The organism is Erwinia pyri (genome assembly GCF_030758455.1).
GTDB classification, from domain to species: Bacteria; Pseudomonadota; Gammaproteobacteria; order Enterobacterales; family Enterobacteriaceae; genus Erwinia; species Erwinia pyri.
The window spans coordinates 3,954,136-3,969,671 of the sequence record NZ_CP132353.1 but is presented as its reverse complement, the minus strand read 5'-3'; the positions used below and the strand labels follow the sequence as shown (position 1 = coordinate 3,969,671).

Below are 15,536 nucleotides of genomic sequence, written 5' to 3'. Positions count from 1 at the left end.
AGAATTACCAGGGGGCAGAGATCTTTCTGCCCCTCTCTACAACGCATGATGGACCCCGTTCCGCACGCGCATAAAGACCAACTGAGTAACCGATCAATGAGTGAAATTGTATTTGGGATCCACGCCGTAAAGGCGCTGCTGGATAGCGATCCTCAACGTTTTCAGGAAGTGTTTATCCTGAAAGGACGTGATGATAAACGTCTGCAGCCGCTGGTAAAAGAGCTGGAAGCGCAGGGCATTGTGGTGCAGATGGCTAACCGCCAGTGGCTGGACAGCCAGGTAGAAGGGGGCGTGCATCAGGGCATCGTGGCCCGCGTGAAGCCTGGCCGTCAGTATCAGGAAAACGACCTGCCGGCTCTGCTGGAGAGCCTGGAGTCGCCGTTCCTGCTGATTCTGGATGGCATTACCGATCCGCATAACCTGGGCGCCTGCCTGCGTAGCGCTGATGCCGCTGGCGTTCACGCGGTTATCGTCCCACGCGATCGTTCTGCCCAGCTGAATGCCACGGCGAAAAAAGTTGCCAGCGGCGCGGCGGAAAATGTTCCCCTGATCCGCGTAACGAATCTGGCCAGAACCATGCGTGTTCTGCAGGAAGCGAACGTGTGGATCGTCGGGACCGCGGGCGAAGCCGATCACGACCTCTATCAGAGCAAAATGACCGGCCCGATGGCGCTGGTGATGGGCGCAGAGGGCGAAGGTATGCGCCGTCTCACCCGCGAGCACTGTGATGAGCTGATCAGTATCCCGATGGCGGGCAGCGTCTCTTCTCTGAACGTCTCTGTTGCTACGGGTGTTTGCCTGTATGAAGCGGTGCGCCAGCGCCGTAAGTAAGCGTTCCGGGGCGTGACCTGCGCCCCGAATTCCCCCTCTTTTCCTCGCCAGTTCTGCTCTGTCACGCATACTCACTGTGTGTTGTGTTAATGAAAAGGATGCCGCAATGGAGTGGAAAACCCATACCGTTTTTAATCAACCTCTCTCTCTGGCAAACAGCAATCTGTTTCTCTCTGATACGCCGCTGCGCGAGGCCGTACTGCGTGAAGGGGCTGGCTGGGATCTCGATCTGCTCGCTTCTGTCGGGCAGCAGTTGGGCAGTGCAGAATCACTGGAATTAGGGCGGCTGGCGAACGTTTCTCCGCCTGAGCTGCTGCGTTTCGACCCCAGAGGCGAACGGCTGGATGAGGTGCGTTTTCATCCTGCCTGGCATTTGCTGATGCAGGGATTGTGCGCCAATCGCGTCCATAACCTTCCCTGGCAGGAAAATGCGCCCGAAGCGGCCTTTGTGGCCCGCGCCGCCCGTTTTATCGTCCATGGGCAGGTTGAGGCGGGCAGCCTTTGCCCCATCACCATGACCTTCGGGGCAATTCCTCTGTTGCAAAAGCATCTTCCCGCGCCTTTTCAGTCGTGGCTGAAGCCGCTGCTTTCGGATCGCTACGATGCGCATTTGCAGGAAGCGCCGCTGAAGAAAGGGCTGTTGATCGGCATGGGAATGACCGAGAAGCAGGGCGGTACGGATGTGCTGAGTAATACCACCCGGGCGGAACCAGCCGCCTCGCGCGGCAATGGCGAGTGCTATCACCTTACCGGGCACAAATGGTTCTTCTCGGTACCACAAAGTGATGCTCACCTGGTGCTGGCGCAGGCGAAAGGCGGTTTATCCTGCTTTTTCATGCCGCGCCTGCTGCCCGGCGGCGAAAGAAATGCGGTGCATATTGAACGGCTGAAGGAGAAGCTGGGTAACCGCTCCAACGCCAGCAGCGAGGTGGAGTTTTTTAATGCCAGCGGCTGGCTGCTTGGCGAAGAGGGGGAGGGCATTCGTCAGATCCTGAAAATGGGCGGCTATACCCGCTTCGATTGCGTGCTGGGCAGCCATGCAATGATGCGACGGGCCTTCTCGGTCGCGCTTTATCATGCGCATCAGCGCCAGGTGCTGGGCAAAAATCTGGTGGATCAGCCGCTTATGAGACAGGTTTTATCTTCTCAGGCTTTGATGCTGGAAGGGCAGACTGCCATGCTGATGCGCCTTGCCCGCGCCTGGTCGTTTGATAAAAGTGAACAGGAGAAAGTTTTCAGCCGCCTGTTTACGCCTGCAGCCAAGTATGTGGTCTGCAAACGAGGCAGCGCTTTTGTTGCCGAGTCGATGGAGGTGCTGGGCGGCATCGGCTATTGCGAAGAGAGCGAGCTGCCGCGCCTCTATCGTGAAATGCCGGTAAACAGCATCTGGGAAGGCTCAGGAAATGTGATGTGTCTGGATGTGCTGCGCGTAGTGGCCAGGCAGCCGGGCGTCATGGAGATGCTCTGCACGGAATTTGACGCGGTGAAAGGGCAGAATCGTCATTACGACAGACTGTGGCGGCAGACAAAACTTTGGCTGCGTAAGCCACAGGAGGCGCAGGCCAGAAGCCTGTGTGAAGCGCTGTTTGCTCTTGCCTGCGGCGCGCAGGTGATGACGCATCTGGAACCGGGTCTGGCGGACGCATGGTGCCGCCAGATGCTCGATGCCAGAGGCCACGCGCGCGTGCCGGAAAGCGTAGCCGCGCGCCTGCTACTGCGCGCTGCCGGTGGTTGAAGGACCGTAAAGAATCGCGCTGGCGTACCAGAGTCCCGGCATCACGGTTTCGCTGATCATCTGAATGTAGTAGTAGCTTGCGCCAGCCTGGTTGGCTTTAGCCGCTATCGCCCGTTCCGCATCGTCTGGCGATCCCCGTTCATTAACGGTGATGGAGCCAAGCTTTGTGAGGTTCAGGCTTTGCGCGCGGTTGACCTCCTGTGCCTGTGAAGTGGGCGGCGGCGGCGATTCAGGTTTCGTTTTAAGCTGGCTACAACCAGCGGTCAGCAAAACTAACAGCAAGATGACTACACGGCTCATGGCGGCTCCTCCAGTGGGATAGCTAAAAGTGTAAACTATCCCACAGAGTTTAGCCTTTAAGCGTAAATACGCTGACCAGCTCCGTCAGATGATGACCTTTGCGACTCAGCTCCTGCGCCGTTGCCTCGGAGGTGGAGACCAGCTCGGTGTTCTGGTGCGTGGCATGGCCTATCTGGTTCATGGCAATGTTCACCTGGCCGATGCCGGCAGACTGCTCTTTCGAGGCGACGTTTATTTCACTCATCAGCACTTTAACCTGCCCGATGCGCCCGACAATATCTTCCATCGCCTGACGCGTTTGCTCGGAGAGATCGTGACCCTGCACCACTTTGCTCAGCGAGTTTTCGATTAATCCGTCAATCTCTTTTGCCGCCTGCGCACTGCGCTGGGCCAGCGCCCGGACTTCTGCCGCTACCACGGCAAAACCTTTACCGTGTTCGCCCGCGCGTGCGGCTTCAACGGCTGCGTTAAGCGCCAGAATATTGGTCTGGAAAGCGATAGACTCAATCACATGCGTGATGTCAGCAATGCTCTGTGAGGCGCTCTTGATATCGGTCATGGTTACCACCGAGCGCGACACGGTTTCGCCACCATTGCTCACCGCTGAGGCTGCTTCATCTACCAGCGTCAGAGCCTGAGAGACGTTGGCCGCGTTCTGTGCCACCGTCGCGCTAAGCTGCTCCATGCTGGCTGAGGTTTCTTCCACGCTACTGGCCTGACGGGAGATCTGTTCGCTGATATTCTCACTACTCAGCGCAATGGCATCGGTACCGGTGCTGATCTCCTGTGCGGCTTCACGCACCTGAGCGACAATCTGCTCCAGTCCGTCACCAATTCCGTTGATGGCGATAATCAACTGGCCCACCTCATCATGACGACGGGTATTCAGCGTGGCCAGCAGGTTGCCAGCGGCATAATGCCGGGCCAGCTCAATGACTTCCTGCAGCGGCTTGCTGACCCAGCTACGGGTGGTGATCACAAAGCCGAGCGCGAACACCAGCACCAGCGCGGCGCCAATCATCAGGAACAGATCGCGGGTGTGCTCAATCGGCGCCAGCAGGCTCGATTTGTTCACTTCGCCCAGAATAACCCAGTTCCACTCAGGCAGCTGATGCCAGGTCATGATCTGCGTCGAGCCATTTTCATCAGGCGCTTCCACCATACCGGCAGGGGTGCTCAGCAGCTGCTGCTGTAATGCTTCTGACCAGCGCGGCGTTTTTCCTTCTTCGGAAGGATGGAAAACAAATTTACCGTGGTTTTTGCCTTCAGCGTTATCCAGCACCACAAAATGCCCGGTTTCACCCAGCTTCTTATCCAGCACTTTTTGCCGGATTTCGGCATACTGTTTGCTGATATCGACGCCAACAAACAGAATACCGATAACTTTACCGCTGGCATCCGTCACCGGCTGATACTGCGTGATATAGCGCTTGCCAAAGAGCATGCTTACGCCCTGATAAATTTCTCCTTTCTGGACACGTTTCCAGGCCGGGCTGGCGTGATCCAGGCGGGTGCCGATGGCACGCTCGCCATCCTCTTTACGTAGCGAGGTGGAGATACGCATAAAGTCGTCGCCCGTACGCACGAAAATCGTGGAGATGGCGCCGGTGCGCTGCTGGAAGTCATCCACCAGCACCTGATCCAGGTTCAGGGTTTTCAGGCCTGCGCGCAGGGTTGGCGTCTGTTCTGCGCCAATGGCAATCTGCTGCGTTTCATCCAGGGTAAAACGTTTGGGCAAAAAACTCTGGAAGAGCGCCGTATAGTTGGCCACCTCTTCGCTAAGCGTACTGTTGAACATGGCCGCCATATCGCCAATACCGCTGACCTGGTTATCCATATTTTCCTGGGTTAACGTTTGCAGTTGCTTAGCGGCATTGTGCGTTAAGGCTAACGTCAGAATAAGTAAAAGCATAGCGACACTGAGCGAGGTGATCACCGAGAGCTTTACGCCAAGGCTCCAGCGCCGGAATGAGAAATTTTTCATGGATGACCTGTTATTTTTTTAGGGGGGTTGAATCGGTTAACGGCAACATTCATGAAACATTTAATTTTTAATTTTGTGAGCAGGGCAACCATTTAGCGAATAAACTCAAATCCCAGCTTTTGAGCTGGCCCCTCATCGCCACCTTCTCTCAACCGGAGGCTTAATGATTGAGATAGCGACGGACTCTTTTGCAGGCATTGAGTGTCTGCACGCCACGCCAACAGGGAAACGCTCTACGCCGCTGCCCACCCTTGTTTTCTGGCACGGATTTGCCTCCTCGAAAGAGGTCTACGCCTATTTTGCCGTTGCACTGGCAAAGGCAGGGTTTCGCGTAGTTATGCCTGATGCAGATATGCATGGCTCACGCTTCAACGGCGACACAGAATTAAGGCTGACCCGTTTCTGGGAGATCCTCAAAAGCAATATTGATGAAGTAGCGATCATTGAGGAGGCGTTACGCGAACAACAGCTGGTGGAAGAGGGGCGATTTGCGGTAGCGGGCGCGTCAATGGGCGGCATGACCGCACTGGGGGCGATGGCGCGATACGCTCATATTACCAGCGTGGCCTGTATGATGGGTTCGGGCTATTTCATGTCGCTGTCACAGACGCTGTTTCCTCCGCTGGAGGCAAAAACGCCGCAGCAGAAACAAGAGATTGCTGAAAGAATGGCGCCGCTGGCGAGTTATGATATCAGCGAACAGCTGGACAAGATCGCCAACCGGCCTCTGCTGGTCTGGCACGGCGAAGCGGACGAGGTGGTGCCAGCGGCAGAAAGCTTCAGGTTAGAAAAAGCGCTGCGTGAAGCGAAGCTCGATGCAAATCTGACATTTATTACCGAGCAGGGCGTCGGGCATCGCATCACCCCGCCTGCGCTGACGGCGATAACGGCCTTTTATAAGCAGCATTTATAGCCGCCGGGTAACTCTGGGTGGTGCATATTCCGATCAGCAGCGATCGCGCAGCCCCGTTCAGGTAAACCCTGGCCGGGGATCTGTGCCGTTTCTGCTGATATTGAGTGCCCTGATGCAATCAGGTTCTCAAAGCTGCCCGGAGAGCCGCTCTGCTGCGGTGGTCGGGGCTTTATGCGATGTTTTGTCTAACGGAGACGCAATCCGGTTTATATAGACGTAACTGTTCGCCGCGTTGCTGGTGTAGCTTTTCACCTGCTGCTCGCAGCCAGAGGTACTGGCAAGGGCGGATGTGGAAAGGAATAGACCGAGTAAAGTGGCGATTGCGATGGTTTTCATAGTGAACTCCACAATCAGGTAACCGTCTGACGCTGACGTCAGGGTCGTGTCATAAGCAACAGGTATAGTTTAGCCCCTTCCGCGCTAAAAGGTATTAGTAATTCTTGCTGTTTTAGATCAGCTTTTTTGAATGACTTTTCTCTAACAGACTGATCTCACTCAGTAAGCACGAAATGCCTGCTTTGAGCAGCGCCCCGCTGACAAATAATTTACACCCTGCCTCGACTTTACCTTGAGTTTCTGCAGAGCCGCCAGTATGATTACGCGTCAATTTTTCAGCCGCATTCTCAGGTTGTGACCCAGTAAACAGTTTGGGGCACAGCTTATAACGTTCCTTGCTTCCGTGGGCCGCGGCTGACCCTGACAGGAGGCTGAATAATCCGTAAGGAGCAAATTCGATGCGTCATTACGAAATCGTATTTATGGTTCACCCTGACCAAAGCGAACAGGTTCCGGGCATGATCGAGCGTTACACTGGTGCTATCACTGGTGCAGAAGGCACGATCCACCGTCTGGAAGACTGGGGCCGTCGTCAGCTGGCTTACCCGATCAATAAACTGCACAAAGCACACTACGTTCTGATGAACGTGGAAGCTCCGCAGGAAGCGATCGATGAGCTGGAAACTAACTTCCGCTTCAACGACGCCGTTATCCGCAGCATGGTTATGCGCGTTAAGCACGCGGTTACCGAAGCATCTCCGATGGTTAAAGCGAAAGATGAGCGTCGTGATCGTCGCGAAGATTTTGCTAACGAAACCTCTGATGATGCAGATACTGGGGATTCTGAAGAGTAATTGACCGTGACGGCTAATCGGCTGACGCTGTCTGGCACCGTGTGCAAGACGCCGATGCGTAAAATAAGCCCGTCAGGTATTCCACACTGCCAGTTCGTGCTTGAGCACCGTTCATCGCAGGTGGAAGCCGGTTTCAGCCGGCAAGCCTGGTGTCGGATGCCGGTGATTATCAGCGGCAAAGCCCATCAGGCCCTTACTCTTAGTATAACGGTCGGCACGCACCTTACCGTTTCAGGCTTTATTAGCTGCCATCAAGGCCGCAATGGACTGAACAAAACGGTACTGCATGCCGAGCAGATTGAATTGATAGATTCTGGAGACTAGCCTAATGGCACGTTATTTCCGTCGTCGCAAGTTCTGCCGTTTCACCGCGGAAGGCGTTGTAGAGATTGATTACAAAGATATCGCTACGCTGAAAAACTACATTACCGAAAGCGGTAAAATTGTCCCGAGCCGTATTACCGGTACTCGTGCAAAATACCAGCGTCAGCTCGCTCGTTGCATCAAGCGCGCTCGCTACTTGTCCCTGCTGCCATATACCGATCGTCATCAGTAACTGGCCGCTGTCTATTAACGACTTTAAGAGGATAAGGTAATGCAAGTTATTCTGCTTGATAAAGTAGCAAACCTGGGCAGCCTGGGTGATCAGGTTAATGTTAAAGCGGGCTACGCTCGTAACTTCCTGGTTCCACAGGGTAAAGCTGTTCCTGCTACCAAGAAAAACGTTGAGTTCTTCGAAACACGCCGTGCAGAACTGGAAGCCAAACTGGCTGACGTTCTCTCTGCAGCTAATGCACGTGCTGAGAAAATCAACGCACTGGGCACCGTTACTCTCGCGTCTAAAGCAGGCGACGAAGGTAAACTGTTCGGTTCCATCGGTACCCGCGACATCGCTGACGCTGTAACTGCAGCTGGCGTTGAAGTGGCTAAGAGCGAAGTTCGTCTGCCGAACGGCGTTCTGCGCACCACCGGTGAGCACGAAGTGGACTTCCAGGTTCACAGCGAAGTCTTCGCTAAACTGATTGTAAACGTAGTTTCTGAAGCTTAATCGCTGACGTTACTGCTGAAAAACGCCGGCCATGTGCCGGCGTTTTTGTTTTTGTCCCCGCCGCCTTATTGTGCGCGAACAAAGGATCCATCTGGCTGACGGGTAAATAATATCTGTCCGCTGTCGGTATCCACCGTTAAGCCATTCACCACACCCTGCGCATTCTGACGAATGCGAACAGCCTGTCCGGTTTGTAAATTGCTCAGCGGCTTATCGTCGCCCTCTACCCGCGCCATTGCAAAGACATCATTGACCGGCAGATTATTATCGCGAAACAGCTGCGCCAGCGTTTGCCCTGCGGCAATTTCATAATTATGCCATGTGCCCTGCGAGTCGTTGGTAGTTGGTGCTGGCGTTGAAGGCCTCTGCACCGGTGCTGTGGGCTCGAGTTCAGCCTGCATCGGTATACTGGTCTCCGAAGGCTGGCCAGACGTTATCGGGGGCCGTTCGGGTGACGGCGCAGGCCAGAGAAAGGCCAGCAGCATCACAATCAGAGCGAGGATGATACCGCGACGGTGAAACGGCGGCAGCGGATCCATCCAGCGCACGGACTCCGGCAGATGCCAAATCCAGCTCAACCAGTGCGGGACTCGTGATGATGAAGACGCTTTGGGCATGGGGTCCTCCTCCTGGCGCGAACCTCGCGCTAATAGTGAGCTTTTTACTACCCGGTTTAACCAACCGTTCAGAGAAAGCGACTGGCTTTTCCTTCGCCTGCGGGCAAGATGGCCCATGTTAACCTCGACTAAAATATAGCTGATAACGCATTGTGCGTGCGGAGTTTATTCCGCCCGTGGGATCCGGGTATTGTTTCCTTTTAGCCGCGAAAAGTCACCTGAAGAAGATGCCATTTTACGCCCGATGTCTGCGCTGTTATGCTCTGCACTGGTTTTATCAATGATGAAAGGAAAATCCATGACTACCCCTTCTTTTGACAGCGTAGAAGCGCAAGCAAGTTACGGTATCGGTTTACAGGTTGGCCAGCAGCTGCTGGAATCTGGTCTGCAGGGTCTGCAACCAGAAGCATTGCTGGCGGGCCTGCGCGATGCGCTGGAAGGGAACGCCCCTGCTGTACCTGTAGATGTTGTTCACCGTGCGCTGCGCGAAGTTCATGAGCGCGCTGATGCGGTGCGTCGTGAGCGCCAGCAGGAAATGGCAGTTGAAGGTCAGAAATTCCTGGAAGAGAACATCAAGCGCGACGGCGTGAGCAGCACCGAGTCTGGCCTGCAGTTCAGCGTGATCACGCAGGGCGAGGGCGCAATCCCTTCCCGTCAGGACCGCGTACGCGTGCACTACACCGGCAAACTCACTGACGGCAGCGTATTCGACAGTTCCGTACAGCGCGGCGAGCCGGCTGAATTCCCGGTAAGCGGCGTGATCCCAGGCTGGATCGAAGCGCTGACGCTGATGCCAGTGGGCTCAAAGTGGGAGCTGGTTATCCCTCATGAGCTGGCCTACGGCGAGCGTGGCGCAGGCGCCTCAATTCCTCCTTTCAGCACCCTGGTGTTTGAAGTGGAGCTGTTAGAGATCCTGTAAGATAAAGGGCCAGGTACGCCTGGCCCATTCCCCGTTATTTCTGCAAATCTACCTGATAAAGAGCAAAGCCCGTTTCATCCGTTCCTTTTTGCTGTAACGGATACTGCGCCTGCGCACGGATAAATTTTTCTGCTTTCTCGCCGGGAGAGGTTTCAAAACGAATATCCAGCGGCGTGCTGCTCTCAATATGCGCCAGCTTCCAGTTGTTATCCGCCTGCGGCTTCACTTCGCCATGCACTTTGGTCTGCGCGCTGATATAGGCTGCGACAACGGACCGGTTCTCATCCGGGGAAGCAAAGGCGATATGGCTCTCTCCCGTTCCTGCAAATTTACCGCCATAGGCCCGGTAGTTATTGGTTGCTACCAGAAAGGTTGCCTGCGGATCGATCGGCTTACCCTTGAAGGTCAGATCTCTGATACGTGATGCCTTTTCATTACTCATCTGACATTCGGCATCGTATCGGGCCGGCTGCGTAACGTCGATGCGGTAGTTAACGCCATCAATCACATCAAAATTGTAGGTACGAAAATCCCAGTTAATCAGCGACTGAGGCTGGCTATTGTGCGGATCGATCTGATTGAACTGGCCGGCGGAACACTCCAGCCACTCTTTCACCTCTTTACCACTGACTTTCATCACCACCAGCGTATTGGGGTAAAGGTAGAGATCGGCGGCGTTACGGAAGGTGAGGGGGCCTTTTTCCACCTCAACGTAGCTGGAGGGATCGTTTTTACGACCGCCCGCTTTAAACGGCGCAGCCGCCGTCAGTACCGGTAGATTGGCCAAATCGGGATCGCCCTGAATGTACCGCTGCACGTAGTCGCGCTGGGCGTTGTTCACAATCTGCACGGTTGGGTCATCCTGCACCAGCGACAGGTAGCTGTACATCACATCGGCAGAGTTGCCGATCGGTTTGCTGACAAAGTCGCGCGTCGCTTTATGATCCTGTTCCATGACCTGCAGCAGGGCCGGATCTTCAGCGGCCAGCGACTTCTTCGCCGTTTTGTCGTAGATCGGACGGGCTTCCGCTCTGGCGCTGCTCACCTGCCAGCGCCCCTGCTGATTATCCAGTACCAGATCGACCACGCCAAGGTGATCGCCCCACATTCCCGGCATCACGGCGGGAATGCCGTTCAGCGTGCCCTGTTTGATGTCCGCGCCCTTAATGCCGGCAAACTCCTGGCTGGGGAATACGGCATGCGCATGGCCGAAAAGGATCGCATCAATGCCCGGCACCTGGCTGAGGTAGTAGACCGAGTTTTCCGCCATCGCTTTATAGGGGTCGCCAGAGAGACCGGAGTGGGGAATGGCGACCACGATATCGGCACCCGCTTTGCGCATCTCCGGAACCCATTTGCGGGCGGTTTCAGTGATGTCATTCACCGTGACCTTGCCGGTGAGGTTGGTTTTATCCCAGACCATAATCTGCGGCGGCACAAATCCAATATAACCAATCTTAAGCTGGTGGGATTTCCCCTCTCTGTCGGTGACTGTCACCGCTTTAATCAGCCAGGGGGTGAAAAGCGGCTTACCGGTTTTGACATCAATGATATTGGCATTGATATAGGGGAAGCTGGCGCCACCGATCGCCTTGTGCAAATAATCGAGGCCATAGTTAAACTCATGGTTGCCCAGGTTGCCGACCGTATAATCCAGGGTGTTCATCGCCTTATAGACAGGATGCACCTCGCCCTGCTGCAGCCCTTTGGCTGCCATATAGTCGCCGAGCGGGCTGCCCTGAATAATATCACCGTTGTCGACCAGCACGCTGTTAGGGGCCTCTTTGCGGGCGGCTTCAATCAGCGTGGCCGTACGCACCAGGCCAAATTTCTCGCTGGGGGTATCTTTGTAGTAGTCAAAATCCATCATGTTGCTGTGCAGGTCAGTTGTTTCCAGCAGGCGGAAATCGACCGTAGCGGCATGAAGCGAAGCTGCGACAAAAAGGGCCGAAAGAGAGAGCGTGGTCTGAAAGGTTATTTTTCCGTAAAACATCATTTCTCCGTTAGTCAGGGGCGACAGCCTTCTAACATCTCAAAGTTTTATGAACTTGTTACCTTGTGTCTCATATAAATGTGATCGGCTACAAATATTTACTGCTTATACCACTGGGGATAAAAAGCAGAGGTTCCTGAAGAAGATATGCATTATGCTGTTGATAATTAAGCCCTCTCTTTATCATTCACCCCGTGCAGATTCAGGATGCGGGCCAGAGGGGGTTACGCTCAGCTGCTATGATCGGTTAAGGTTTCAGCCATCGGTCTGCAGATATAGACTGGCCGGTAATTCGCGGTCTTAAGATGCTAATCATGAGGTGTAAAATGTTAGACAAAATCTGCCAGCTGGCTCGGGAAGCGGGCGATGCTATCATGGTGGTGTATGACGGACAGGCGCCGCTTGATGTCTCTCACAAGTCAGATGATTCACCGGTTACTGCGGCAGATATCGCTGCTCATAAGGTGATTGTTCAGGGGCTTTCCGCACTTTCTCCAGAGATCCCGGTGTTATCGGAAGAGGATCCGCCGGGCTGGTCGGTTCGCCAGCACTGGCAGCGCTACTGGCTGGTCGATCCCCTTGATGGCACCAAAGAGTTTATCAAGCGTAACGGCGAGTTCACTGTAAACATCGCTCTGATTGAGATGGGCAAGCCGGTGCTGGGCGTGGTCTATGCCCCGGTACTGGGCGTAATGTACTCCGCAGCGGAGGGCAAAGCGTGGAAAGAAGAGGGCGGAAACCGCGAGCAGATTCAGGTACGGGAAGCCCGTCCGCCGCTGGTGGTGGTAAGCCGTTCCCATTCCGACACGGAACTGGAGGATTATCTCAGCCAGTTAGGCGAGCATCAGACCACGGCGATTGGCTCTTCGCTGAAGTTCTGCCTGGTGGCGGAAGGAAAAGCGCAGCTCTATCCCCGCTTCGGGCCTACCAATATCTGGGATACCGGCGCAGGGCATGCTGTTGCTGTAGCGGCAGGCGCGCACGTTCATGACTGGCAGGGCAAGGATCTCGATTATGCGCCGCGCGAATCATTCCTGAACCCCGGCTTCCGCGTGTCGATTTTCTGACAGTTAAGTTCGTGGTTGGGAAGTTTTGCAAGATGCATGAATCGGAAATGCTGAAGGACATTTGGTCTGGATCGATAAAACGCTCGTAGTCTGGAATCCGGGCTGCATGGTCGAAGAGAGTGGGCTGAACACAAAGACGCCGTGAACCCATCTGTGGGGGCTGCGAAGCGGCGTCCATGCCGCTTAGCCTTTGCTTATCAGCCCACTCTCCTCCCGAAACTCTCACTGTTGTCTGGCTGAAGGGAGGCAGCGCAGCTATTTTGCTTTTGTCTTTATACTTCAGGCCTTGATCTCACCTTTTACTCCAGCAGCCTGTGCACCAGTGCCACCACCTGCTTCACCTCCTCCTGTGTCAGCGCGCCATCCTTTGCAAATCGCACCTCCCCTTTTTTATCCAGCACCACAATCGCGGAACCGCCATCCTCCAGCTGCCAGGCCTTTTTAGCCACGCCGTTGCTGTCTACGATGAACTGCGACCAGGGGAACTGCTTTTTGTTGTTTTCGATGCTGCTGCGAACAAACATTCCTGTGCCGGGGATCGCATCATCGGTGTTGACCACGGTGGTAGTCTGGTAACGATCGTGTGGAAACATTGCTGACTTAATCGCTTCTATAAGCGAAGCGTTCTTCTCTTTGGAGGAGGAGCGGCCAGCGATATGCTGGATCACCCGTACCTTGCCTGGCAATTTCGCACTGTTCCACCGTTGATAACTAAATTTATCCTGCTGCAACAGCATCTCGCCTTTGTCGGAAATACCGATAGCAGGAACGCGCTGACCCTCTTTAAAGGCATGCGCGCCAGCAACAAAAGGCAGTGAAAGTGAGATAAGAACAAAAAGTAAGCGAACGGCAGCCATCGGCTTCTCCTTTTAAGGTGATCAGACCAGTTAGTCATGTTCCTGCAATAATAAGCGCAGAAGATGCTGCTGTCGCATCGGGCTAACATCTTTGCAACACACTGCACAATTCGCTTTCAATTGAAGGTTTATACTGTTTGCACATGTCCAAAGCACAGAGACCTCTGTCATGATGTGTAAAAACAGTAAAAAAATTCATTTTTCGGACTTCAGGAAGGCGATGTTGGTCTATAGTGAATCCACTTTGCGCTGCAAGGATTCGTACCGAGATTGGACACGACGCAGCGCGCATCATTTTCAGGAGTATTAATTAGCATGAAGATCTTCCAGCGATACAACCCGCTGCAGGTAGCCAAATACGTAAAAACGCTGTTTCGCGGCAGGATATATATCAAAGACGTAGGCGCTTTCGAATTCGATAAAGGCAAGATCTTGATCCCACGAATTAAAGATAAGCAGCACTACAGCGTGATGTCAGAAGTGAACCGTCAGGTACTGCGCTTGCAGACCGAGTTCAACTAAAAAATAAGGCGCGAATGTTCGCGCCTTTTTGTTGTGTCCTGCCTTTACTCTTCAGCCACTTTAGTCAGTACAGCCGCCGCCGTTGGACGCGCATCAATGCGGGTCACCAGCAGCTGATCGATACGGTAGCTGTCAATATCGACCACCTCAAACTTATAGCCGTGGAACTTCACGAAATCGGTGCGTTTCGGGATTTTGCGCAGCATAAACATCATAAAGCCGCCAATGGTTTCATAGTTGCCGGACTGCGGGAATTCATCGATATCCAGTACGCGCATCACGTCGTCAATCGGCGTGCCGCCCTCGACCAGCCAGGAATTCTCATCACGCGCCACAATCTGCTCTTCCATACCCTGACCGACCAGATCGCCCATCAGCGTCGTCATCACGTCATTCAGGGTGATAATCCCCACCACCAGCGCATACTCATTCATGATTACTGCAAAATCTTCACCGGCGGTTTTAAAGCTCTCCAACGCCTCAGAGAGGGTCAGCGTGTCCGGTACTATCAGCGCCGAGCGGATCTGCACGCCACTGTTCAGCGCCATGCTCTGATGCCCCAGCACCCTTAACAGCAGCTCTTTCGAGTCGACGTAGCCAACGATGTGGTCGATATCATCATTGCACACCAGGAATTTGGAGTGAGGATGATTGGCGATCTTCTCTTTCAGGCTCGCTTCATCTTCATGCAGATTAAACCACACCACATTTTCACGTGAGGTCATTGAAGAGGGAACCGTACGGGACTCCAGCTCAAAGACATTTTCAATCAGCTCATGCTCCTGTTTACGCAAAACCCCCGCCAGCGCGCCAGCTTCAACTATCGCATAGATATCGTCAGAGGTAATGTCATCCTTGCGCACCAGCGGAATTTTAAACAGGCGAAAAATGATGTTAGCCCCGCCGTTAAAGAACCAGACCAGAGGGCGAAAGATAAACAGGCAAAAGCGCATTGGGTTGATAATTTTCAACGCCACCACTTCCGGGGAGATCATCCCCAGGCGTTTAGGGAAGAGATCGGCAAACAGGATAAACAGACTGGTAACGACGGTAAACGAGCAGATAAAGCTGAGCTGTTCTGCCAGAACCGGGTTGGTAAAACGTTCGAAAAGGGAGCGAAAAGCGGGTGAGAAGGCGGAATCGCCCACTATACCGCCTAATATAGCCACTGCGTTAAGTCCGATTTGCACCACGGTAAAGAACATCCCTGGCGTTTCCTGCATCTTCAGCACTCGCTGGGCATTGATATTGCCCGTGTCGGCCAGCAACTTCAGCTTAATTTTGCGCGCGGCGGCAAGCGAGATTTCCGAAAGAGAGAAAAATGAACTGATCGCAATCAGCAGTACGATGACAAGCAAGCTGTCTAACATAAAACATCCATAAAATGGCCCGGTTCAGTGGCTATCAGGTGAAAGCGCTCGAAACCGACCTTGAGTTAATTACTTGTCATTTTTGGCCTGGGCAGCGCATGAGGATCTGCGAACATCCTGTTCCGGTATGAGATGCTCGGCTATCCGTGCCAAAAATGTCTGCGCCATCGGCATAAAGCCGGTGCAGAAGTCAGTTAACAGGCGGTAACAGCACCTGTGCTGTGGATTATAGCCGTGGTGTCCAACGCTT

The 15,536-nt window shown here is 54.1% G+C and carries 18 protein-coding genes; 10 read left to right on the top strand and 8 right to left on the bottom strand.

Translation table 11 applies throughout. The features are described 5' to 3' along the window. The first annotated feature begins 96 nt into the window (after nt 1–96). Nucleotides 97–831, top strand: a complete 735-nt coding sequence (gene rlmB / locus Q3V30_RS18805; protein WP_306208387.1) for a 23S rRNA (guanosine(2251)-2'-O)-methyltransferase RlmB — start codon at nt 97–99, stop codon at nt 829–831. A 106-nt stretch (nt 832–937) separates the two neighbouring features. Further along, on the top strand, nt 938–2,566 hold the full coding sequence (locus Q3V30_RS18800; RefSeq protein ID WP_306208385.1) for an isovaleryl-CoA dehydrogenase: 1,629 nt from the start codon (nt 938–940) through the stop codon (nt 2,564–2,566). On the opposite strand, the gene bsmA is transcribed toward Q3V30_RS18800, so the two are convergent. Both bsmA and Q3V30_RS18790 read right to left on the bottom strand, forming a co-directional pair. Then, on the bottom strand, nt 2,543–2,866 hold the full coding sequence (gene bsmA / locus Q3V30_RS18795; RefSeq protein ID WP_306208383.1) for a biofilm peroxide resistance protein BsmA: 324 nt from the start codon (nt 2,864–2,866) through the stop codon (nt 2,543–2,545). The genes Q3V30_RS18800 and bsmA overlap by 24 nt on opposite strands. A 49-nt stretch (nt 2,867–2,915) precedes the next feature. After that, on the bottom strand, nt 2,916–4,850 hold the full coding sequence (locus tag Q3V30_RS18790) for a methyl-accepting chemotaxis protein (RefSeq protein ID WP_306208381.1): 1,935 nt from the start codon (nt 4,848–4,850) through the stop codon (nt 2,916–2,918). A 163-nt stretch (nt 4,851–5,013) separates the two neighbouring features. On the opposite strand from Q3V30_RS18790, the gene yjfP reads away from it, so the two are divergent. Next, the gene (gene yjfP / locus Q3V30_RS18785) at nt 5,014–5,763 is read left to right on the top strand and encodes an esterase (RefSeq protein WP_306208379.1); all 750 of its coding nucleotides are present in this window, start codon (nt 5,014–5,016) and stop codon (nt 5,761–5,763) included. A gap of 126 nt (nt 5,764–5,889) precedes the next feature. Here the strand turns inward: yjfP and Q3V30_RS18780 are convergent, their stop codons facing one another. Beyond that, a complete protein-coding gene (locus Q3V30_RS18780; protein ID WP_306208377.1) occupies nt 5,890–6,099 on the bottom strand; it encodes a hypothetical protein in 210 nt (69 codons plus the stop codon). Nucleotides 6,100–6,497: 398 nt separating this feature from the next. Here Q3V30_RS18780 and rpsF point away from each other — a divergent pair, with 398 nt between their 5' ends. From rpsF to rplI, 4 genes are read left to right on the top strand one after another with little or no spacing between them, the layout of a single operon-like run. Continuing rightward, the gene (rpsF, locus tag Q3V30_RS18775) at nt 6,498–6,893 is read left to right on the top strand and encodes a 30S ribosomal protein S6 (RefSeq protein WP_306208375.1); all 396 of its coding nucleotides are present in this window, start codon (nt 6,498–6,500) and stop codon (nt 6,891–6,893) included. Nucleotides 6,894–6,899: 6 nt separating this feature from the next. Next, nucleotides 6,900–7,217 (top strand): primosomal replication protein N, encoded by a 318-nt coding sequence (priB, locus tag Q3V30_RS18770; RefSeq protein ID WP_306213249.1) that lies wholly within the window; start codon nt 6,900–6,902, stop codon nt 7,215–7,217. Between the two features lie 4 nt (nt 7,218–7,221). Further along, nucleotides 7,222–7,449 carry a 30S ribosomal protein S18 gene (gene rpsR / locus Q3V30_RS18765; RefSeq protein ID WP_002210155.1) on the top strand — a complete coding sequence of 76 codons (228 nt, stop codon included), beginning with the start codon at nt 7,222–7,224 and terminating at the stop codon, nt 7,447–7,449. Nucleotides 7,450–7,488: 39 nt separating this feature from the next. Next, a complete protein-coding gene (gene rplI, locus Q3V30_RS18760) occupies nt 7,489–7,941 on the top strand; it encodes a 50S ribosomal protein L9 (RefSeq protein ID WP_306208372.1) in 453 nt (150 codons plus the stop codon). Between the two features lie 65 nt (nt 7,942–8,006). Here rplI and Q3V30_RS18755 read toward each other — a convergent pair whose 3' ends face one another. Next, the gene (locus Q3V30_RS18755; protein WP_306208370.1) at nt 8,007–8,558 is read right to left on the bottom strand and encodes an OapA family protein; all 552 of its coding nucleotides are present in this window, start codon (nt 8,556–8,558) and stop codon (nt 8,007–8,009) included. 165 nt (nt 8,559–8,723) lie between these two features. Continuing rightward, complete coding sequence (locus tag Q3V30_RS18750; RefSeq protein WP_306208368.1) at nt 8,724–8,858, bottom strand: hypothetical protein; 135 nt, start codon at nt 8,856–8,858, stop codon at nt 8,724–8,726. On the opposite strand from Q3V30_RS18750, the gene bamJ reads away from it, so the two are divergent. Further along, nucleotides 8,857–9,477, top strand: coding sequence for a BamJ family beta-barrel-assembly machinery protein (bamJ, locus tag Q3V30_RS18745; RefSeq protein ID WP_306208367.1), 621 nt, complete (start codon nt 8,857–8,859; stop codon nt 9,475–9,477). The two genes, Q3V30_RS18750 and bamJ, sit on opposite strands and share 2 nt — an antisense overlap. Before the next feature lie 34 nt (nt 9,478–9,511). Here the strand turns inward: bamJ and Q3V30_RS18740 are convergent, their stop codons facing one another. Next, a complete protein-coding gene (locus Q3V30_RS18740; protein WP_306208365.1) occupies nt 9,512–11,470 on the bottom strand; it encodes a bifunctional 2',3'-cyclic-nucleotide 2'-phosphodiesterase/3'-nucleotidase in 1,959 nt (652 codons plus the stop codon). 326 nt (nt 11,471–11,796) lie between these two features. Here Q3V30_RS18740 and cysQ point away from each other — a divergent pair, with 326 nt between their 5' ends. Beyond that, complete coding sequence (cysQ, locus tag Q3V30_RS18735) at nt 11,797–12,537, top strand: 3'(2'),5'-bisphosphate nucleotidase CysQ (protein WP_306208363.1); 741 nt, start codon at nt 11,797–11,799, stop codon at nt 12,535–12,537. A 299-nt stretch (nt 12,538–12,836) separates the two neighbouring features. On the opposite strand, the gene Q3V30_RS18730 is transcribed toward cysQ, so the two are convergent. Next, nucleotides 12,837–13,394 carry a YtfJ family protein gene (locus tag Q3V30_RS18730; protein WP_306208361.1) on the bottom strand — a complete coding sequence of 186 codons (558 nt, stop codon included), beginning with the start codon at nt 13,392–13,394 and terminating at the stop codon, nt 12,837–12,839. Nucleotides 13,395–13,709: 315 nt separating this feature from the next. Between Q3V30_RS18730 and Q3V30_RS18725 the strand changes: the two genes are divergently transcribed. Next, on the top strand, nt 13,710–13,916 hold the full coding sequence (locus Q3V30_RS18725) for a DUF1107 domain-containing protein (protein ID WP_246760837.1): 207 nt from the start codon (nt 13,710–13,712) through the stop codon (nt 13,914–13,916). 44 nt (nt 13,917–13,960) lie between these two features. Here the strand turns inward: Q3V30_RS18725 and paeA are convergent, their stop codons facing one another. After that, a complete protein-coding gene (gene paeA, locus Q3V30_RS18720; protein ID WP_306208357.1) occupies nt 13,961–15,286 on the bottom strand; it encodes a polyamine export protein PaeA in 1,326 nt (441 codons plus the stop codon). Nucleotides 15,287–15,536 lie beyond the last annotated feature (250 nt).

Bases quoted from the DNA above. Each gene is read 5' to 3' on its own strand.
- rlmB (WP_306208387.1), top strand. From the start codon at position 97: ATGAGTGAAATTGTATTTGGGATCCACGCCGTAAAGGCGCTGCTGGAT.
- Q3V30_RS18800 (WP_306208385.1), top strand. From the start codon at position 938: ATGGAGTGGAAAACCCATACCGTTTTTAATCAACCTCTCTCTCTGGCA.
- bsmA (WP_306208383.1), bottom strand. From the start codon at position 2,866: ATGAGCCGTGTAGTCATCTTGCTGTTAGTTTTGCTGACCGCTGGTTGT.
- Q3V30_RS18790 (WP_306208381.1), bottom strand. From the start codon at position 4,850: ATGAAAAATTTCTCATTCCGGCGCTGGAGCCTTGGCGTAAAGCTCTCG.
- yjfP (WP_306208379.1), top strand. From the start codon at position 5,014: ATGATTGAGATAGCGACGGACTCTTTTGCAGGCATTGAGTGTCTGCAC.
- Q3V30_RS18780 (WP_306208377.1), bottom strand. From the start codon at position 6,099: ATGAAAACCATCGCAATCGCCACTTTACTCGGTCTATTCCTTTCCACA.
- rpsF (WP_306208375.1), top strand. From the start codon at position 6,498: ATGCGTCATTACGAAATCGTATTTATGGTTCACCCTGACCAAAGCGAA.
- rpsR (WP_002210155.1), top strand. From the start codon at position 7,222: ATGGCACGTTATTTCCGTCGTCGCAAGTTCTGCCGTTTCACCGCGGAA.
- rplI (WP_306208372.1), top strand. From the start codon at position 7,489: ATGCAAGTTATTCTGCTTGATAAAGTAGCAAACCTGGGCAGCCTGGGT.
- Q3V30_RS18755 (WP_306208370.1), bottom strand. From the start codon at position 8,558: ATGCCCAAAGCGTCTTCATCATCACGAGTCCCGCACTGGTTGAGCTGG.
- bamJ (WP_306208367.1), top strand. From the start codon at position 8,857: ATGACTACCCCTTCTTTTGACAGCGTAGAAGCGCAAGCAAGTTACGGT.
- Q3V30_RS18750 (WP_306208368.1), bottom strand. From the start codon at position 8,858: ATGGATTTTCCTTTCATCATTGATAAAACCAGTGCAGAGCATAACAGC.
- Q3V30_RS18740 (WP_306208365.1), bottom strand. From the start codon at position 11,470: ATGTTTTACGGAAAAATAACCTTTCAGACCACGCTCTCTCTTTCGGCC.
- cysQ (WP_306208363.1), top strand. From the start codon at position 11,797: ATGTTAGACAAAATCTGCCAGCTGGCTCGGGAAGCGGGCGATGCTATC.
- Q3V30_RS18730 (WP_306208361.1), bottom strand. From the start codon at position 13,394: ATGGCTGCCGTTCGCTTACTTTTTGTTCTTATCTCACTTTCACTGCCT.
- Q3V30_RS18725 (WP_246760837.1), top strand. From the start codon at position 13,710: ATGAAGATCTTCCAGCGATACAACCCGCTGCAGGTAGCCAAATACGTA.
- paeA (WP_306208357.1), bottom strand. From the start codon at position 15,286: ATGTTAGACAGCTTGCTTGTCATCGTACTGCTGATTGCGATCAGTTCA.